General features: G+C 67.9%; 13 protein-coding genes. 7 read left to right on the top strand and 6 right to left on the bottom strand.

Annotated elements, in window-relative coordinates; all coding sequences use genetic code 11:
• The first annotated feature begins 244 nt into the window (after positions 1-244).
• The 6 genes from AC1HIL_RS39045 (at position 245) to AC1HIL_RS39020 (ending at position 6964) form a co-directional block, all read left to right on the top strand.
• Entirely contained in the window at positions 245-1261 is a 1017-nt protein-coding gene (locus tag AC1HIL_RS39045) for an amino acid ABC transporter substrate-binding protein (protein ID WP_057589897.1), read from the top strand.
• A 62-nt stretch (positions 1262-1323) separates the two neighbouring features.
• Entirely contained in the window at positions 1324-2514 is a 1191-nt protein-coding gene (locus tag AC1HIL_RS39040) for an amino acid ABC transporter permease (RefSeq protein WP_479669520.1), read from the top strand.
• Position 2515: 1 nt separating this feature from the next.
• Positions 2516-3622, top strand: coding sequence for an amino acid ABC transporter permease (locus tag AC1HIL_RS39035; protein ID WP_479669521.1), 1107 nt, complete (start codon positions 2516-2518; stop codon positions 3620-3622).
• A gap of 33 nt (positions 3623-3655) precedes the next feature.
• Positions 3656-4396, top strand: a complete 741-nt coding sequence (locus tag AC1HIL_RS39030; protein WP_479669522.1) for an amino acid ABC transporter ATP-binding protein — start codon at positions 3656-3658, stop codon at positions 4394-4396.
• Between the two features lie 35 nt (positions 4397-4431).
• On the top strand, positions 4432-5634 hold the full coding sequence (locus AC1HIL_RS39025; RefSeq protein WP_479669523.1) for a trans-sulfuration enzyme family protein: 1203 nt from the start codon (positions 4432-4434) through the stop codon (positions 5632-5634).
• A 130-nt stretch (positions 5635-5764) separates the two neighbouring features.
• Positions 5765-6964 carry a trans-sulfuration enzyme family protein gene (locus tag AC1HIL_RS39020; RefSeq protein WP_479669524.1) on the top strand — a complete coding sequence of 400 codons (1200 nt, stop codon included), beginning with the start codon at positions 5765-5767 and terminating at the stop codon, positions 6962-6964.
• Positions 6965-6970: 6 nt separating this feature from the next.
• Here AC1HIL_RS39020 and AC1HIL_RS39015 read toward each other — a convergent pair whose 3' ends face one another.
• The 5 genes from AC1HIL_RS39015 to AC1HIL_RS38995 form a co-directional block, all read right to left on the bottom strand.
• Positions 6971-7915 (bottom strand): sugar kinase, encoded by a 945-nt coding sequence (locus tag AC1HIL_RS39015; protein ID WP_479669525.1) that lies wholly within the window; start codon positions 7913-7915, stop codon positions 6971-6973.
• Positions 7902-8552, bottom strand: coding sequence for an RraA family protein (locus tag AC1HIL_RS39010; protein WP_057589904.1), 651 nt, complete (start codon positions 8550-8552; stop codon positions 7902-7904). The genes AC1HIL_RS39015 and AC1HIL_RS39010 overlap by 14 nt, the downstream gene beginning before the upstream one ends.
• Positions 8553-8666: 114 nt before the next feature.
• Positions 8667-9650, bottom strand: a complete 984-nt coding sequence (locus AC1HIL_RS39005; RefSeq protein ID WP_479669526.1) for a TRAP transporter substrate-binding protein — start codon at positions 9648-9650, stop codon at positions 8667-8669.
• A gap of 34 nt (positions 9651-9684) precedes the next feature.
• Positions 9685-10962: a TRAP transporter large permease subunit gene (locus AC1HIL_RS39000; protein ID WP_479669527.1), complete on the bottom strand. Its 1278-nt coding sequence runs from the start codon at positions 10960-10962 to the stop codon at positions 9685-9687.
• A 22-nt stretch (positions 10963-10984) separates the two neighbouring features.
• A complete protein-coding gene (locus tag AC1HIL_RS38995) occupies positions 10985-11503 on the bottom strand; it encodes a TRAP transporter small permease (protein ID WP_261206082.1) in 519 nt (172 codons plus the stop codon).
• Positions 11504-11605: 102 nt separating this feature from the next.
• Between AC1HIL_RS38995 and AC1HIL_RS38990 the strand changes: the two genes are divergently transcribed.
• A complete protein-coding gene (locus tag AC1HIL_RS38990) occupies positions 11606-12319 on the top strand; it encodes a GntR family transcriptional regulator (RefSeq protein WP_057589908.1) in 714 nt (237 codons plus the stop codon).
• Here the strand turns inward: AC1HIL_RS38990 and AC1HIL_RS38985 are convergent.
• Positions 12316-13365: an ABC transporter ATP-binding protein gene (locus AC1HIL_RS38985; protein ID WP_261206083.1), complete on the bottom strand. Its 1050-nt coding sequence runs from the start codon at positions 13363-13365 to the stop codon at positions 12316-12318. The genes AC1HIL_RS38990 and AC1HIL_RS38985 overlap by 4 nt on opposite strands.
• Position 13366 lies beyond the last annotated feature (1 nt).

Raw genomic sequence — 13366 nt, 5'->3', positions numbered from 1 at the left:
ATTTCGCCGCGGAAGAACAGTTTGCGGCCCCGTGACCCGGCTGCTAGCATTCGTTTCCCATCAGGAAACTTTTGTCATGTAGCGAGCCACGAGCTCCAGCCCATGCCAACCTGATCTTGCCGGCCGGAAGCAGCCTGCAAGGCGCCCCGCCGCACGCATACCGCGCCAACCGCGGCGATGGGCAGGTGTCCCGTCGGACACAGGTATTCCATCCCCAAAAAAGAAACCGTCTTAGGAGACAAGCATGAAAGCCATGAGAACCGCAGCCTGCGCGCTGCTCGCCCTGGCCGCCATCGGCACGGCCGGTGCCGGCACGACGTTCGACACCGTCAAGAAGCGCGGCACCGTCCAGTGCGGCGTCTCGACCAACCTGCCGGGCTTCGCGTTCACGGACAGCAAGGGCGAGTGGCAGGGCATCGATGCCGACACCTGCCGGGCCATCGCGGTGGCCATGTTCGGCGATGCATCGAAGGCGCGGTTCACGCCGCTCACCACGCAGGCCCGCTTCACCGCGCTGCAGTCGAGCGAGGTGGACGTGCTGACCCGCAACACGACCCAGTCGCTCACGCGCGACACCACGCTGGGACTGATCGGCGTGGGGGTCAACTACTACGACAGCCAGGGGATCATGGTGAAGAAGGACCTCGGCGTCGCAAGCGCGAAGAAGCTCAACGGCGCCACCATCTGCGTGCTGCCGGGAACGACCACCGAGCTGAACCTGGCCGACTGGTTCCGCGGCGCGAAGATGGAGTTCAAGCCCGTGGTCCTCGACAAGGCCGACGAGATCCTGCGCGCCTTCGCCGCCGGGCGTTGCGACGGCATCAGCATGGACAAGTCGCAGCTCGCACTGGCGCGGATCAATCTCGGCAATCCCGACAACTTCGTGATCCTGCCCGAGGCGCTGTCGAAGGAGCCGCTGGGCCCGATGGTCCGCCAGGGCGACGAGGCCTGGTTCAACGTGGTGCGCTGGTCGCTCAATGTGCTGCTGGAAGCCGAGGAGTACGGCCTGAGCTCGAAGAACGTCGACGAGGCGCTCAAGAGCCCGTCGCCGGGCATCCAGCGCATGCTCGGCGTGACGCCCGGCATGGGGAAGAACCTCGGCATCGACGACAAGTGGGCCTACCGGATCGTCAAGCAGGTCGGCAACTACGGCGAGGTGTTCGACCGCAGCCTGGGCATGGCCAGCCCCATGAAGCTGGAGCGGGGCCTGAACGCGCCCTACACCAAGGGCGGGCTGATGTACGGCTGGCCGATCCGCTGAGACCGGCGGCGGCGCACGCGCCGCCGCGATGTCCGCGTCTTCCGAACCTCTTCCACGCAGCCATGCCCTCCCACCACACACTTGCACCGCCCACGCGCCGGCCCCGGCGCTTCAGCTGGACCGATCCCTCCACGCGCGCCCTGGCCTGCCAGGCGGCGGCCATCGCGGCCGTCGCGCTGGTCGCCTGGTTCCTGGTGTCCAACACGCTCCACAACCTCGCCTCGAGGAACATCTCCACCGGCTTCGGCTTCCTCGGGCGCGAAGCCGGCTTCGCGATCGGGGAGAGCACCATCGCCTACACGCCGGCCGACTCCTATGCGCGGGCCATCGGCGTGGGCGCGCTCAACACCTTGCGCGTCGCGCTGATCGGCATCGTGGCCGCCACGCTGCTCGGCACATTGATCGGCATCGCGCGGCTGTCCGGCAACTGGCTGATCGCGAAGCTCTCGGCGCTGTACGTCGAGCTGGTGCGCAACGTCCCGCTGCTACTGCAACTGCTGCTCTGGTATGCGCTGATCACCGAGAACATGCCCGGGCCGCGGCAGGCGCATCATCCGCTGCCGGGCGTCTTCCTCTCGAACCGCGGCCTGAAGGTGCCGACGCTCGAAGGCAGCTCGGTCGACTGGATGCTCGGTGGCGCGGCGCTCGCGCTGGTGCTGGCGCTGCTGCTCGCGCACTGGGGGGAAAAGCGCAGGGAAGCCAGCGGCCTGGAGTTCTCGGCCGGGCGCGTGGCCGCGGCCCTGCTGCTCGGCCTGCCCCTGGCCGGCTGGCTGCTGGGGGGCGCCTCGCTGTCGCTGAACCTGCCCGAGCTCCGGGGCTTCAGCTTCGAGGGCGGCGCCACGCTGTCGCCGGAACTCGCGGCGCTGCTGGCGGGCCTCGTGTTCTACACCACCGCCTTCATCGCCGAGATCGTGCGCTCGGGCATCCAGGCCGTCGGCAGCGGCCAATGGGAGGCCGCGCGCTCGCTGGGCCTGCGCCGCTCGCGCATCCTGCGGCTGGTGGTGCTGCCGCAGGCGGTCCGGGTGATGGTGCCGCCCGTCACGAGCCAGTACCTCAACCTGGTCAAGAACAGCTCGCTCGCGGTGGCCATCGGCTATCCCGACCTGGTGTCGGTGGTCAACACGACGCTCAACCAGACGGGGCAGGCCATCGAGGGCATCCTGATCATCATGGGTGCCTACCTCACGGTGAGCCTGTCGATCTCCTGCTTCATGAATGCCTACAACAAGCGCATGTCGCTGGTGGAGCGCTGACATGAACGGCATCGCATCGCCCGCGCGGCATCTGGACATCGCGCCGCCGCGCCCGCCCCGGGGCGGCCCGCTCGCCTGGCTCCAGCGGCGCTTCCTCGCCTCGCCCGCCAGCGTGGTCGCGACCGTGCTGCTCGCCTGGCTGCTGCTGATGGCCGTTCCGGCGCTCATCGACTGGGGCTGGATCCAGGCGAACTTCAACGCCACCAGCGGCCAGGAATGCCATCGCTCGCACGGTGCGTGCTGGGCCTTCATCGCCGAGAAGCACCGCCTGATCCTCTTCGGCACCTACCCCCACGACGAGCAGTGGCGGCCGCTGGTCGCCACCTGCCTGCTGATCGGCCTGATCGTCTGCAGCGGTATCCGCCGGTTCTGGAACCTCGCATTGCCGGCGATGTGGGTGCTGGGCCTGTCGACCGTGGCCGTGCTCATGTGGGGCGGCGTGCCGGGGCTGGTCTACGTGGAGAACGTGCGCTGGGGCGGCCTGCCGCTGACGCTCATCCTCTCGACCTTCGGCATCGCATTGGCCTTCCCGCTCGGCGTGCTGCTCGCCCTCGGGCGGCGTTCGCGCATGCCGGTCATCAAGGCGCTGTGCGTCGTCTACATCGAGCTGATCCGCGGCGTGCCGCTCATCAGCCTGCTGTTCATGTCGTCGGTCATGCTGCCGCTGTTCCTGCCCGAGGGCTTCGCCATCGACAAGCTGCTGCGCGCGCAGATCGCGATCGTCATGTTCGCCGCCGCCTACATCGCGGAGACCGTGCGCGGCGGCCTGCAGTCGGTGCCCAAGGGGCAGTACGAGGGCGCCGATTCGATCGGCCTGGGCTACTGGCAGCAGATGCGCGCGATCGTGCTGCCGCAGGCCCTGAAGATCGTGATCCCGCCGCTGGTCAGCACCTTCATCGCGCTGTTCAAGGACACCTCCCTCGTCGTGATCATCGGGATCTTCGACCTGACGCTGGCCGCGAAGGCCGCGCTGGCGGATGCCGCGTGGACCGGCTTCGGCATGGAGGCCTACCTGTTCATCGCGGCCATCTACTTCGTCTTCTGCTTCGCCATGTCGCGCTACAGCCAGGCCCTGGAACGGCGCCTGGCGACGGGTCACCGGGCCTAGAAGCGACCGCCCCGCACTCCAAGGATTCCAGACATGAAAGAACCCATCATCCGCCTGCAAGGCGTCAACAAGTGGTACGGAGAATTCCACGTGCTGCGCAACATCGACCTCGAGGTCGCGCGCGGCGAACGCATCGTCGTCTGCGGTCCCTCGGGGTCGGGCAAGTCCACGATGATCCGCTGCCTGAACCGGCTCGAGGCGCACCAGCAGGGACGCATCGTGGTCGACGGCACCGAGCTGACCGACGACCTGCGGCGCATCGAGGCCATTCGGCGCGACGTGGGCATGGTGTTCCAGCACTTCAACCTGTTCCCCCACCTCACGGTGCTGGAGAACCTCGTCCTGGGGCCGACCTGGGTGCTCAAGAGGCCACGCGCCGAAGCCGAGGCCGATGCGATGAAGTACCTCGAGCGGGTGCGCATCCCCGAACAGGCGAGGAAATTCCCCGGCCAGCTCTCGGGCGGGCAACAGCAGCGCGTGGCGATCGCGCGCTCGCTGTGCATGAAGCCCAAGATCATGCTGTTCGACGAACCCACCTCCGCGCTCGACCCCGAGATGGTCAAGGAGGTGCTGGACGTCATGGTGAGCCTGGCGCAGGAAAGCGGCATGACCATGCTGTGCGTCACCCACGAGATGAACTTCGCGCGCAAGGTCGCCGACCGCGTGATCTTCATGGACCGCGGCGAAATCATCGAGCAGGGAAGGCCCGAGGATTTCTTCGGCAATCCGCGCAACGAACGCACGCGCGCGTTCCTGGGCCAGATCCTGCACTGACGGCTTTCACCACTTTTCGGACATCGGAGAATCGGATGACAAGAGAACTCGATCGGCCCCCGGGATTCCAGACCCGCGCCATCCATCACGGCTACGGCTCGCAAGACCCCTACGGGGCCGTCTCGCCGCCGATCTACATGACGTCGACCTTCGCGTTCGACACGAATGCCGAGGCCGAAGCCATCTTCGCCGGCGAGAGCGACCTCTACGTCTACGGGCGGCAGCACAACCCGACGCAGGATCTTCTGGAGCGGAGGCTGGCCAACCTCGAGGGTGCGCAGGCCGCGGTCGCCACCGCCTCGGGCATGGCCGCGATCAACGCGGTGTTCCTCAGTCTCCTGGGCAGCGGCGACGAGATCGTCGTTCACCACACGATCTATGCCACGGCAACCACGCTGATCGACGAAGGCCTGCCCCGCCTGGGCATCAAGGTGACCAAGGTCGATCTGTCGTCGCCCGCGGAGCTTGCCGCAGCGATCACGGCGAAGACGAAGCTCGTGTACTTCGAGACGCCGATCAATCCGACCGGAGAGGTGCTCGACATCGAGGCCATCTCGAAGATCGCGAAGGCCGCCGGCGTGCGGGTCGTGGTCGATTCGACCTTCGCCTCCCCGGCCCTGCAGCGCCCCTTGGCCCATGGCGCCGATCTGGTGGTGCACTCGCTGACCAAATACATCAACGGGCACGGCGATCTGCTCGGCGGCATCGTGGTGGGTGACCTGCCGACCATGAACAGGGTCCGCAGCGTCGGCCTGAAGTACATGACCGGCGCTTCCCTTTCGCCGATGCTCTGCTTCCTGGTCCTGCGCGGTCTCAAGACCCTGAAGCTGCGCATGCGCCAGCACGGCGAGAACGCGCTGGCGATCGCGCGGATGCTGGCGGCCCATCCGGCGGTCGAAGTCGTGCGCTATCCCTTCCTCGAAGACAGCCCGGGGCACGAGATCGCGCGCCGGCAGATGCTGCATGGCAGCGGCATGCTGTCCTTCGACCTGAAGACGGGATACGACGGCGCGATCCGGATGATCGATCGCCTGCGCCTGATCTCGCGCGCGATCAGCCTCGGCGATACCGAGTCGCTGATCACGAGCCCCGGCGCCCTGATGCGCGCGCGGCAGAAGATCGCGCCGACGGCGCGCCTGAGCGAAGACGTCACCATGGACCTGATACGCCTTTCGGTGGGACTCGAGGATGTGGAGGACCTGATCGCCGATCTGAGGCAGGCGCTCGACGCGCCCTGATTCGGCGCTGCACGGGCGCGCCCGCCCGCATCAATGGGCGCGCTTCATGCGAATAACTCCACAGTCCGATCCGCCGTTCGGGAAAGAATGAGTCATCGGATGCGATGCGCATCGAGGACAGGACACCGCAATGAAATCAGCAGGCCTTTCTCTGGCGACCCGCGCCATCCACGCGGGCTACGATGCCTCGGCGCACCAAGGGGCGCTGAATCCGCCGATCTTCTGGTCGTCGACCTTCGCCTTCGACTCGGCCGAGCAGGGCGCCGCGCGCTTCGCGCAGGAAGAGCCGGGGATGATCTACACGCGCGTCACCAATCCGACCGTGCAGTTGCTCGAGGAGCGCCTCGCATCGCTCGAGGGCGGCGAGGCCGCGCTCGCTTTCGGGTCCGGCATGGGCGCGATCTGCACGCTGATGTGGACCTTGCTGAGACCGGGCGACGAGCTGCTCGTCGACCTCACGCTCTACGGCTGCACCCATGCCCTCGTGCACCACCTGCTGCCCGACTTCGGCATCGTCACGCGCGTTGCGGACTTCACGCAGCCAGGCGAGCTGGCGGCCCATCTCAATGCGAGAACGAAGCTCGTGCTGTTCGAGACGCCCGCGAGCCCCCACATGCGCGTCGTCGACATCGCAGCGGTCTCGGAGATGGTCCATGCGCACAGCACGGCACTGGTCGCGGTCGACAGCACCTACTGCACGCCCTACCTGCAGCAGCCGCTGAAGCTCGGCGCCGACGTGGTCGTGCATTCGCTCACCAAGTACATCAACGGCCACGGCGACGTGATCGCGGGTGCGCTGGTGGGCACCAAGGCGCTGATGTCGACGCTGCGCTTCGTGGGCATCAAGGAACTGACCGGCGCCTGCATGTCGCCCATGGATGCCTACCTGATCCTGCGCGGCCTGAAGACGCTGCCGGTGCGCATGGACCGGCATTGCGCGAACGCGCAGCGCGTCGCGGAATTCCTCGAAGCCAGGCCCGAGGTGGCACGCGTGAAGTTCCCGGGACTGCCTTCGCATCCCCAGTACGAGCTGGCCAGGCGGCAGATGGCGCAACCGGGCGCGGTGATCGCGTTCGACATCCATGGCGGACTCGATGCCGGACGCCGCTTCATCAACGCGCTGCGCCTGGTGACGCGCGCCGTCAGCCTGGGCGATGCCGAGAGCCTGGCCCAGCATCCCGCCAGCATGACGCACGCGACCTACACGCCCGAGGAGCGCGCGCGGCACATGATCGGCGACAGCCTGATCCGGCTGTCGATCGGGCTGGAGGCGATCGAGGACATCCTCGAGGACCTGCGGCAGGCGCTGGAAGCCTCGCCCGCCGGCTGAGCGGCCCTAGACCACGCGCGCGAGCAGGCTACGCACCTCCTCCGGCCGCGGTATCGGCGCCACCGCGCCGAAGCCCGTGGTCGTGAGCGCCGCCGCCGCATTGGCATAGCGCACCGCCTGCGCGATCGCGTCGCCCGCGGCCAGCCGCGCGAGCAGCGAGCCCGCGAAGCAGTCGCCGGCGCCGGTCGCATCGACCGCCCGCACCGCATGGCCCGCGATGCGCTCGCGCGACGAGGGCGTGGCGAGCACCGCGCCGGCCTTGCCGAGCTTCAGCACCACGGTGCGCGCGCCGGCCTCGAAGCACCAGTCGAGGATGGCGTCTTCGCCGTCGAGGCCGGTGAACTGCTGCGCATCCTCGATGCTCGGCAGGAACAGGGCCGACAGGCCCACGGTCTCGCGGATCACGGCGCGGGCGCGCGCCAGCGGCCAGAGCTTGAGCCGCAGGTTGGCGTCGTAGCTGACCTGCACGCCCTTCGCGCGCGCGATGGCGATGGCCTCGAACACGGTGTCGCAGGAGCTCGCGCTGATGGCCTGGCTGATGCCCGACACATGGAGGAAGCGCGCGCCCTCGATGGTGCCGCGCGACAACCCGGCCGGCACCATGCGGCTGGCGGCGCTGCCGGCGCGCAGATAGCTGAAGGCATGGCCGTCGCCGTCGTGCGTGACGAAGTACACCGCGGTCGGCGCCTGCGCATCGCGCGCCACGCCGTCGGTGGCCACGCCTTCGGCGCGCCAGAGTTCCATCAGCGCATCGCCCCAGGTGTCGCTGCCCACGCGCGTGAGGTAGGCGGTGCGCGCGCCCTGCCGGGCGGCGGCGATGATGGCGTTCGAGGTGTCGCCGCCGAAGCCCTGCAGGTAGCCGGGCTCGCCGGGACGGACCTGGTTGAACTCCACCATCGGCTCGCCGAGCGCGACGATCTGCACCGCGCCGGTGGCTTCAGATGCGGCCATATTTCGCCAGCCCCTTGCGCAGCGAGCGCTCGGCCACGATCAATTTGGCCTGCTCGAGCTCGCGCTGGTCGATCTCCTGCGCCATCGCGAGCACGGCCTCGGCGTGGGCGAGCGGCACGATCACCACGCCGTCGATGTCGGCCACCACGATGTCGCCCGGGTGCACCATCACGCCGCCGATCATGGTCGGCACGCCCGAGCTCAGGGTCTTGTGGCGGCCCAGCGTGGTGCCCGGCGAGACGCTGCGCGCGAACACCGGGAAGTCGTAGTCGCGGCGGATCTCGGCGATGTCGCGCACGCCGCCGTCGAGCAGCGCACCCGCGTGGCGGTTGGCGAAGGCGCCCGCGGTCATCAGGCCGCCCCAGACGGCGACGTCGCTCTCGCCGCCGATGCCGATGCAGATCACGCTGCCCTCGGGCGCCTCGTCGATCAGGTCGAGCGCATGCTGCGGCGGCACGAACTCGTCGGTCGGCACCTCGATCACGGTGGCGGCCGGGCCGACCACGCGCCTGTCGTTGATGCGCGGCTTGATCTCGTGGTCGAGGTAGCCGCGCTTGCCGGTGACCTTGTCGACGGCATCGGCGACCGAGGCGGTGGCGACCTTCTCGAAGGCGGCGATCAGTTGCTGGGTGTCCATGAATCTCTCTCCTTGTATATGGGGCAATGGGCTGGAAGACGGAAAACGGCGGGCAGGCTCCCGCCCGCCCTCCTCGCGGAGGGCGGCAGAAAAACGAATCGGGGGTTCAGGCGCTCACTGCGCGGCCTTGGCGATCTCCTCGCGCGCCTGCTTCATCAGTGCGGCGCCGATCTGCTCGGTGAACTTCTCGTGCACGGGCTTGACCTTCTCGCGCATGCGGTTGGCCTCGGCGGCCGGCAGGTCGACCACCTGCAGGCCGTGCTTCTTCATCTGGTCGACCAGCTTGCGCGTTTCCTCGCGGTTGATCTGCCGTTGGTAGGTGCCGGCATCGACGGCCGCCTTGCGCACCACGTCGCGATCGGCCTCGGAGAGCTTGTCGAACCACTTCTTGCTCGCCAGCACGATGTAGGGCGTGTAGCTGTGGGCGCTCAGGGTCAGGTATTTCTGCACTTCGTAGAACTTGCCCGACTCGATCAGGCCCAGGCCGTTCTCCTGCGCGTCGACCGACCGGGTCTCGAGCGCGCCATAGAGCTCGGTGTAGGGCAGCGGCAGCGGGTTGGCGCCCAGGGCCTTGAAGGTTTCGATGTAGACCGGGTTCGGGATCACGCGGATCTTCAGGCCCGCGATGTCCTCGAGCTTGTTGACCGGGCGGCGCGAATTGGTGAGATGGCGAAAGCCGTTCTCCCAGTAGGCCAGGCCCACCAGGCCATGGGCCTCGAGCTTCTGGAACAGCGACTGGCCGACCGGGCCGTCGAGCAGCGAGTCGGCCTCCTTGAAGCTGGAGACCAGGAACGGCAGGTCGAGCAGCGCGTATTCCTTGACCACGCCGACCAGGCCCGAGGTCGGGCCGACCATCAGCTCCTGCACGCCGCCCTGCAGCGCCGACTGCATCTGCGCATCGGTGCCGAGCTTGCCGCTGCCGTAGGTGTTGACGTTGACGCGGCCGCCGGTGCGCGTCTTCACCAGCTCGGAAAAGCGCTTGGCCGCCAGGCCCTGCGAGTTGTCGTCGCTGGCGCCGTAGCCGAACTTGCCGGCCTGCGCATGGGCCAGGCCGAGCGCGGCGGTGGCCGCGAGCGCGACGATGATCTTCTTGAGCATGCTTGTTGTCTCCTTGTTGGATGAATGAACGGTGTCAGCGGAACCAGGTGGCGGGCACGAGCACCAGCGCCGGGAACAGGATCAGCAGCAGCAGCACGACGAGCTGCGCCAGCATGAAGGGCATGACGCCGCGGATCGCGTCGTCCATGCGGATGCGCGCCACGCCGGCCACCACGTTGAGCACCGTGCCCACGGGCGGCGTCACCATGCCGATGGCGTTGTTGATGATGAACAGCACGCCGAAGTAGATCGGGTCGATGCCGGCCTCATTGATGATCGGCATCAGCACCGGCGTGAGGATCAGGATGGTGGGCGTGAAGTCGAGCGCGGTACCCACCAGCACCACCACCGCCATCAGCACCAGCATCAACAGCGTCTTGTGCTCGATGAAGGGCTGCGCCAGCGCCACGATCTGGTCGGGGATATTGGCCACCGTGATGAGCCAGGCCGACACCAGCGAGGCCGCCACCAGGAACATGATGATGGCCGAGGTCATGGCCGCGCTCAGCAGCGCGCGGTAGAGGTCGCGCAACGACAGCGCGCGGTAGACCACGGTGCTCACGAAGAGCGCGTAGGCCGCGGCCACCACGCCGGCCTCGGTGGGCGTGAACAGGCCGAACTTGAGGCCGAAGATGATGATCACCGGCAGTCCCAGCGCCCACAGGCTGCGCAGCACCGCCACGCCGATCTCGGGCAGGCTGCGGCGCGGCGCCGGCTGCACCGTGCCGCGGCGCGAGAGCCACCACCAGGTGACGATCAGCGAGGCGCCCATCATGAGGCCCGGCACGATGCCGGCCATGAACAGCTTGGTGATCGACAGGCCCGCGGCCACGCCGAACACCACGAAGCCGATCGAGGGCGGGATCACCGGCGCAATGATGCCGGCCGCCGCGATCAGCCCGCTCGAGCGGCCCACGTCGTAACCGGCATTGCGCATCATCGGGATCAGCAGCACCGCCACCGCCGCGGTGTCGGCGATCGCCGAGCCCGAGACGCTGGCCAGCACCAGCGCCGTGAGCACCGCCACGTAGCCCAGGCCGCCGCGGATGTGGCCGATGATGGCCATCGCGGCATCGACGATGCGCCGCGACAGGCCGCCGAGGTTCATGATCTCGCCGGCCAGCAGGAAGAAGGGCACCGACATCAGCAGGTAGTTGTCGGCGCCGTCGACCAGCTTCTGCGCCAGGATCTGCACGTCGAAGCTGTTCATCTGCAGCATCAGCGCGACGCCGCAGACCATGAGGGCGAACGCGATCGGCATGCCCAGCGTCATGGCGCCGAGCAGCGATGCGATGAAGGTGAAGACGGTCATGGAATGGCCTCTGTCCTTGCGCTCAGTCGGCGGCGCGGTCTTCGCTCTCGCGCACCGTCACCAGCTGCGCGTCGCTGAGGTCGCCGCGCAACGCCTGCCAGAGGTTGGCCAGCAGGGTGATGCCCATCAGCACCGCGGCCACCAGCCCCACCGAATAGACCGCCGCCACCGGGATGCCCGAGACCGGCGCGTGGTTGTCGAGGTTGACCTTGGTCTGCTCCCAGCAGCCCAGCCACAGCATCACGATGCAGCCCAGCATCAGCAGGTGGCTCAGGACGAAGAAGGCCAGCTTGCCCGCATGCGGCAGCCGGCTGACCACCGTGTCCATGCCCAGGTGCGTGCCCTGGCGCAGCGCGACGATCGAACCGATGAAGGTCAGCCAGACGAACAGCATGCGCGACACCTCCTCGGTGAAGGTGATGCCGGTGTCGAACACATAGCGCAGCACCACGTTGGCGAACACCATCAGCGACATCACGGCCAGGCCGCCCACGAGCGCGTGCTCGAACCACCGGTAGAGCCGGTCCATTGCTGCATTCATCTTGTCTCCTGATCTGTGGCAACAAATATATCAGATGCCAGATATTAAACGCCAGAGATCAGATCCGGTATTTCCCGAGGGCCGGTCCTGTTAGGATCGCGCATGGCCCCGCCCCGTCAATCCGCCCTCTCCGTCAAGGTCGAGCGGCCCAAATCGCTCACCGAACTCGCGATCGACCAGATCCGCGCCGCCATCGTCAGGGGCGAATTGGGCTTCGGGGAGGCGTTGTCGGAGTCGGTGCTGGCGGCCACGCTGGGGATCAGCAAGACGCCGGTGCGCGAGGCGCTGCTGCACCTCAAGATGGAAGGGCTGGTCGAGGTCCATCCGCAGCGCGGGACCTTCGTCTTTCAGCTCGGCGAGGCCGAGGTCGCGAACATCTGCCGCTTCCGCTCGATGATCGAATGCGAGGCGCTGGCCGACGGCATGGAGCACCGGCCCGAGGCGCTGATCCAGGCGCTCGAGAAATGCCTGGACGACATGGCGGCCGCCTTCTCGAAGCAGCAGCACGACGAGTTCCCGCGCCTGGACACCGAGTTCCACAACGCCATCATCGAGAGCTGCGCCAACGGCTACATCCAGTCCGCCTACATGCTGGTGGCGGCGCAGCTCACCGCCCTGCGCTACCGGCTGCCGGCCGAAAACAGCCAGGTCACGCATTGCCAGGACAACCACCGCGTGGTGGTCGACGCGATCCGCGCCAACGACGCGGCGCGCGCGCAGGCGATCCTGCGCGAGCACATCCAGAGCACGGAGCAGGCCTACCTGATCGCCTGCCGCAACATGGTGGCGCCGGCGCGCGAAACAGCGAAACCCTAAGTTGCCGCGGCCACGATGGAAACGCCGTGGTCCGCCAGGTGCAGGCTCACGGGCGCGCCGGGCATCAGCGACTGCCTGACCTCGGGCGAAACGACGAAGATCTCGCCGAGTCCGCTCGAGAAGGTGTATTCCACGGTGCTGCCGACATAGGTCCTCTTGAGCACGCGCGCCGCGAGACCATCGTTCGAGACCGGCCGGATGATCCAGGCCTCGGGCCGCACCGCCACCTTCACCGGCCCCGCGCCGATGCCGTCCGGCGCCGTCACGCCGAGCGTGCCCAGCATCACCTGGCGCCGCGCATCGCAGACGCCGTCGAACAGCATCGCTTCGCCCATGAAGCCCGCGACGAATTCCGACTGCGGCGACTCGTAGAGCTCGTGCGGCGCGCCACGCTGGGCGATCGCGCCCTGGTCCATCACGATGATGTGGTCGCTGACCGCCAGCGCCTCGCTCTGGTCGTGCGTGACGTAGGCCACCGTGAGCGACAGCCGCTGCTGCAACGCGCGGATCTCCTCGCGCATGGAGCGGCGCAACCGGGCGTCGAGGTTCGACAGCGGCTCGTCGAACAGCAGCACCGCCGGCTCCAGCGCCAGCGCGCGCGCCAGCGCCACGCGCTGCTGCTGCCCGCCCGACAGCTCGCTGGGCATGCGCTCGTTCATTCCCTTCAGGCCCACGGTCTCGAGCATCAGCGCGGCCTTCTCGCGCGCCTGCGCCTTCGCGAAGCCCGACATGCGCAGCCCGTAGGAGACGTTCTCGATGACGCTCATGTGCGGGAACAGCGCATAGCTCTGGAACACCAGGCTGACGTTGCGCTGCGCCGCGCCCAGGGTCGTGACGTCCACGCCGTCGATGAAGATGCGCCCCGCGCTCGGCGTCTCGAGCCCCGCGATCATGCGCAGCGTCGTGGTCTTGCCGCAGCCCGACGGGCCGAGGATGGTGGTGAGCGTGCCCCGGGGCACGCCGAAGCTGATGTCCTTCACGACCATGGGCGCCTGGGCGCCGGTGCCATAGTTCTTGGACACGTTCCTGAATTCGATGCCGTACATG

The sequence above is a fragment of the Variovorax sp. ISS6 genome (genome assembly GCF_056523145.1).
The sequence above is the reverse complement of the archived record's forward strand: the minus strand, read 5'-3'. Positions and strand labels throughout refer to the sequence as shown.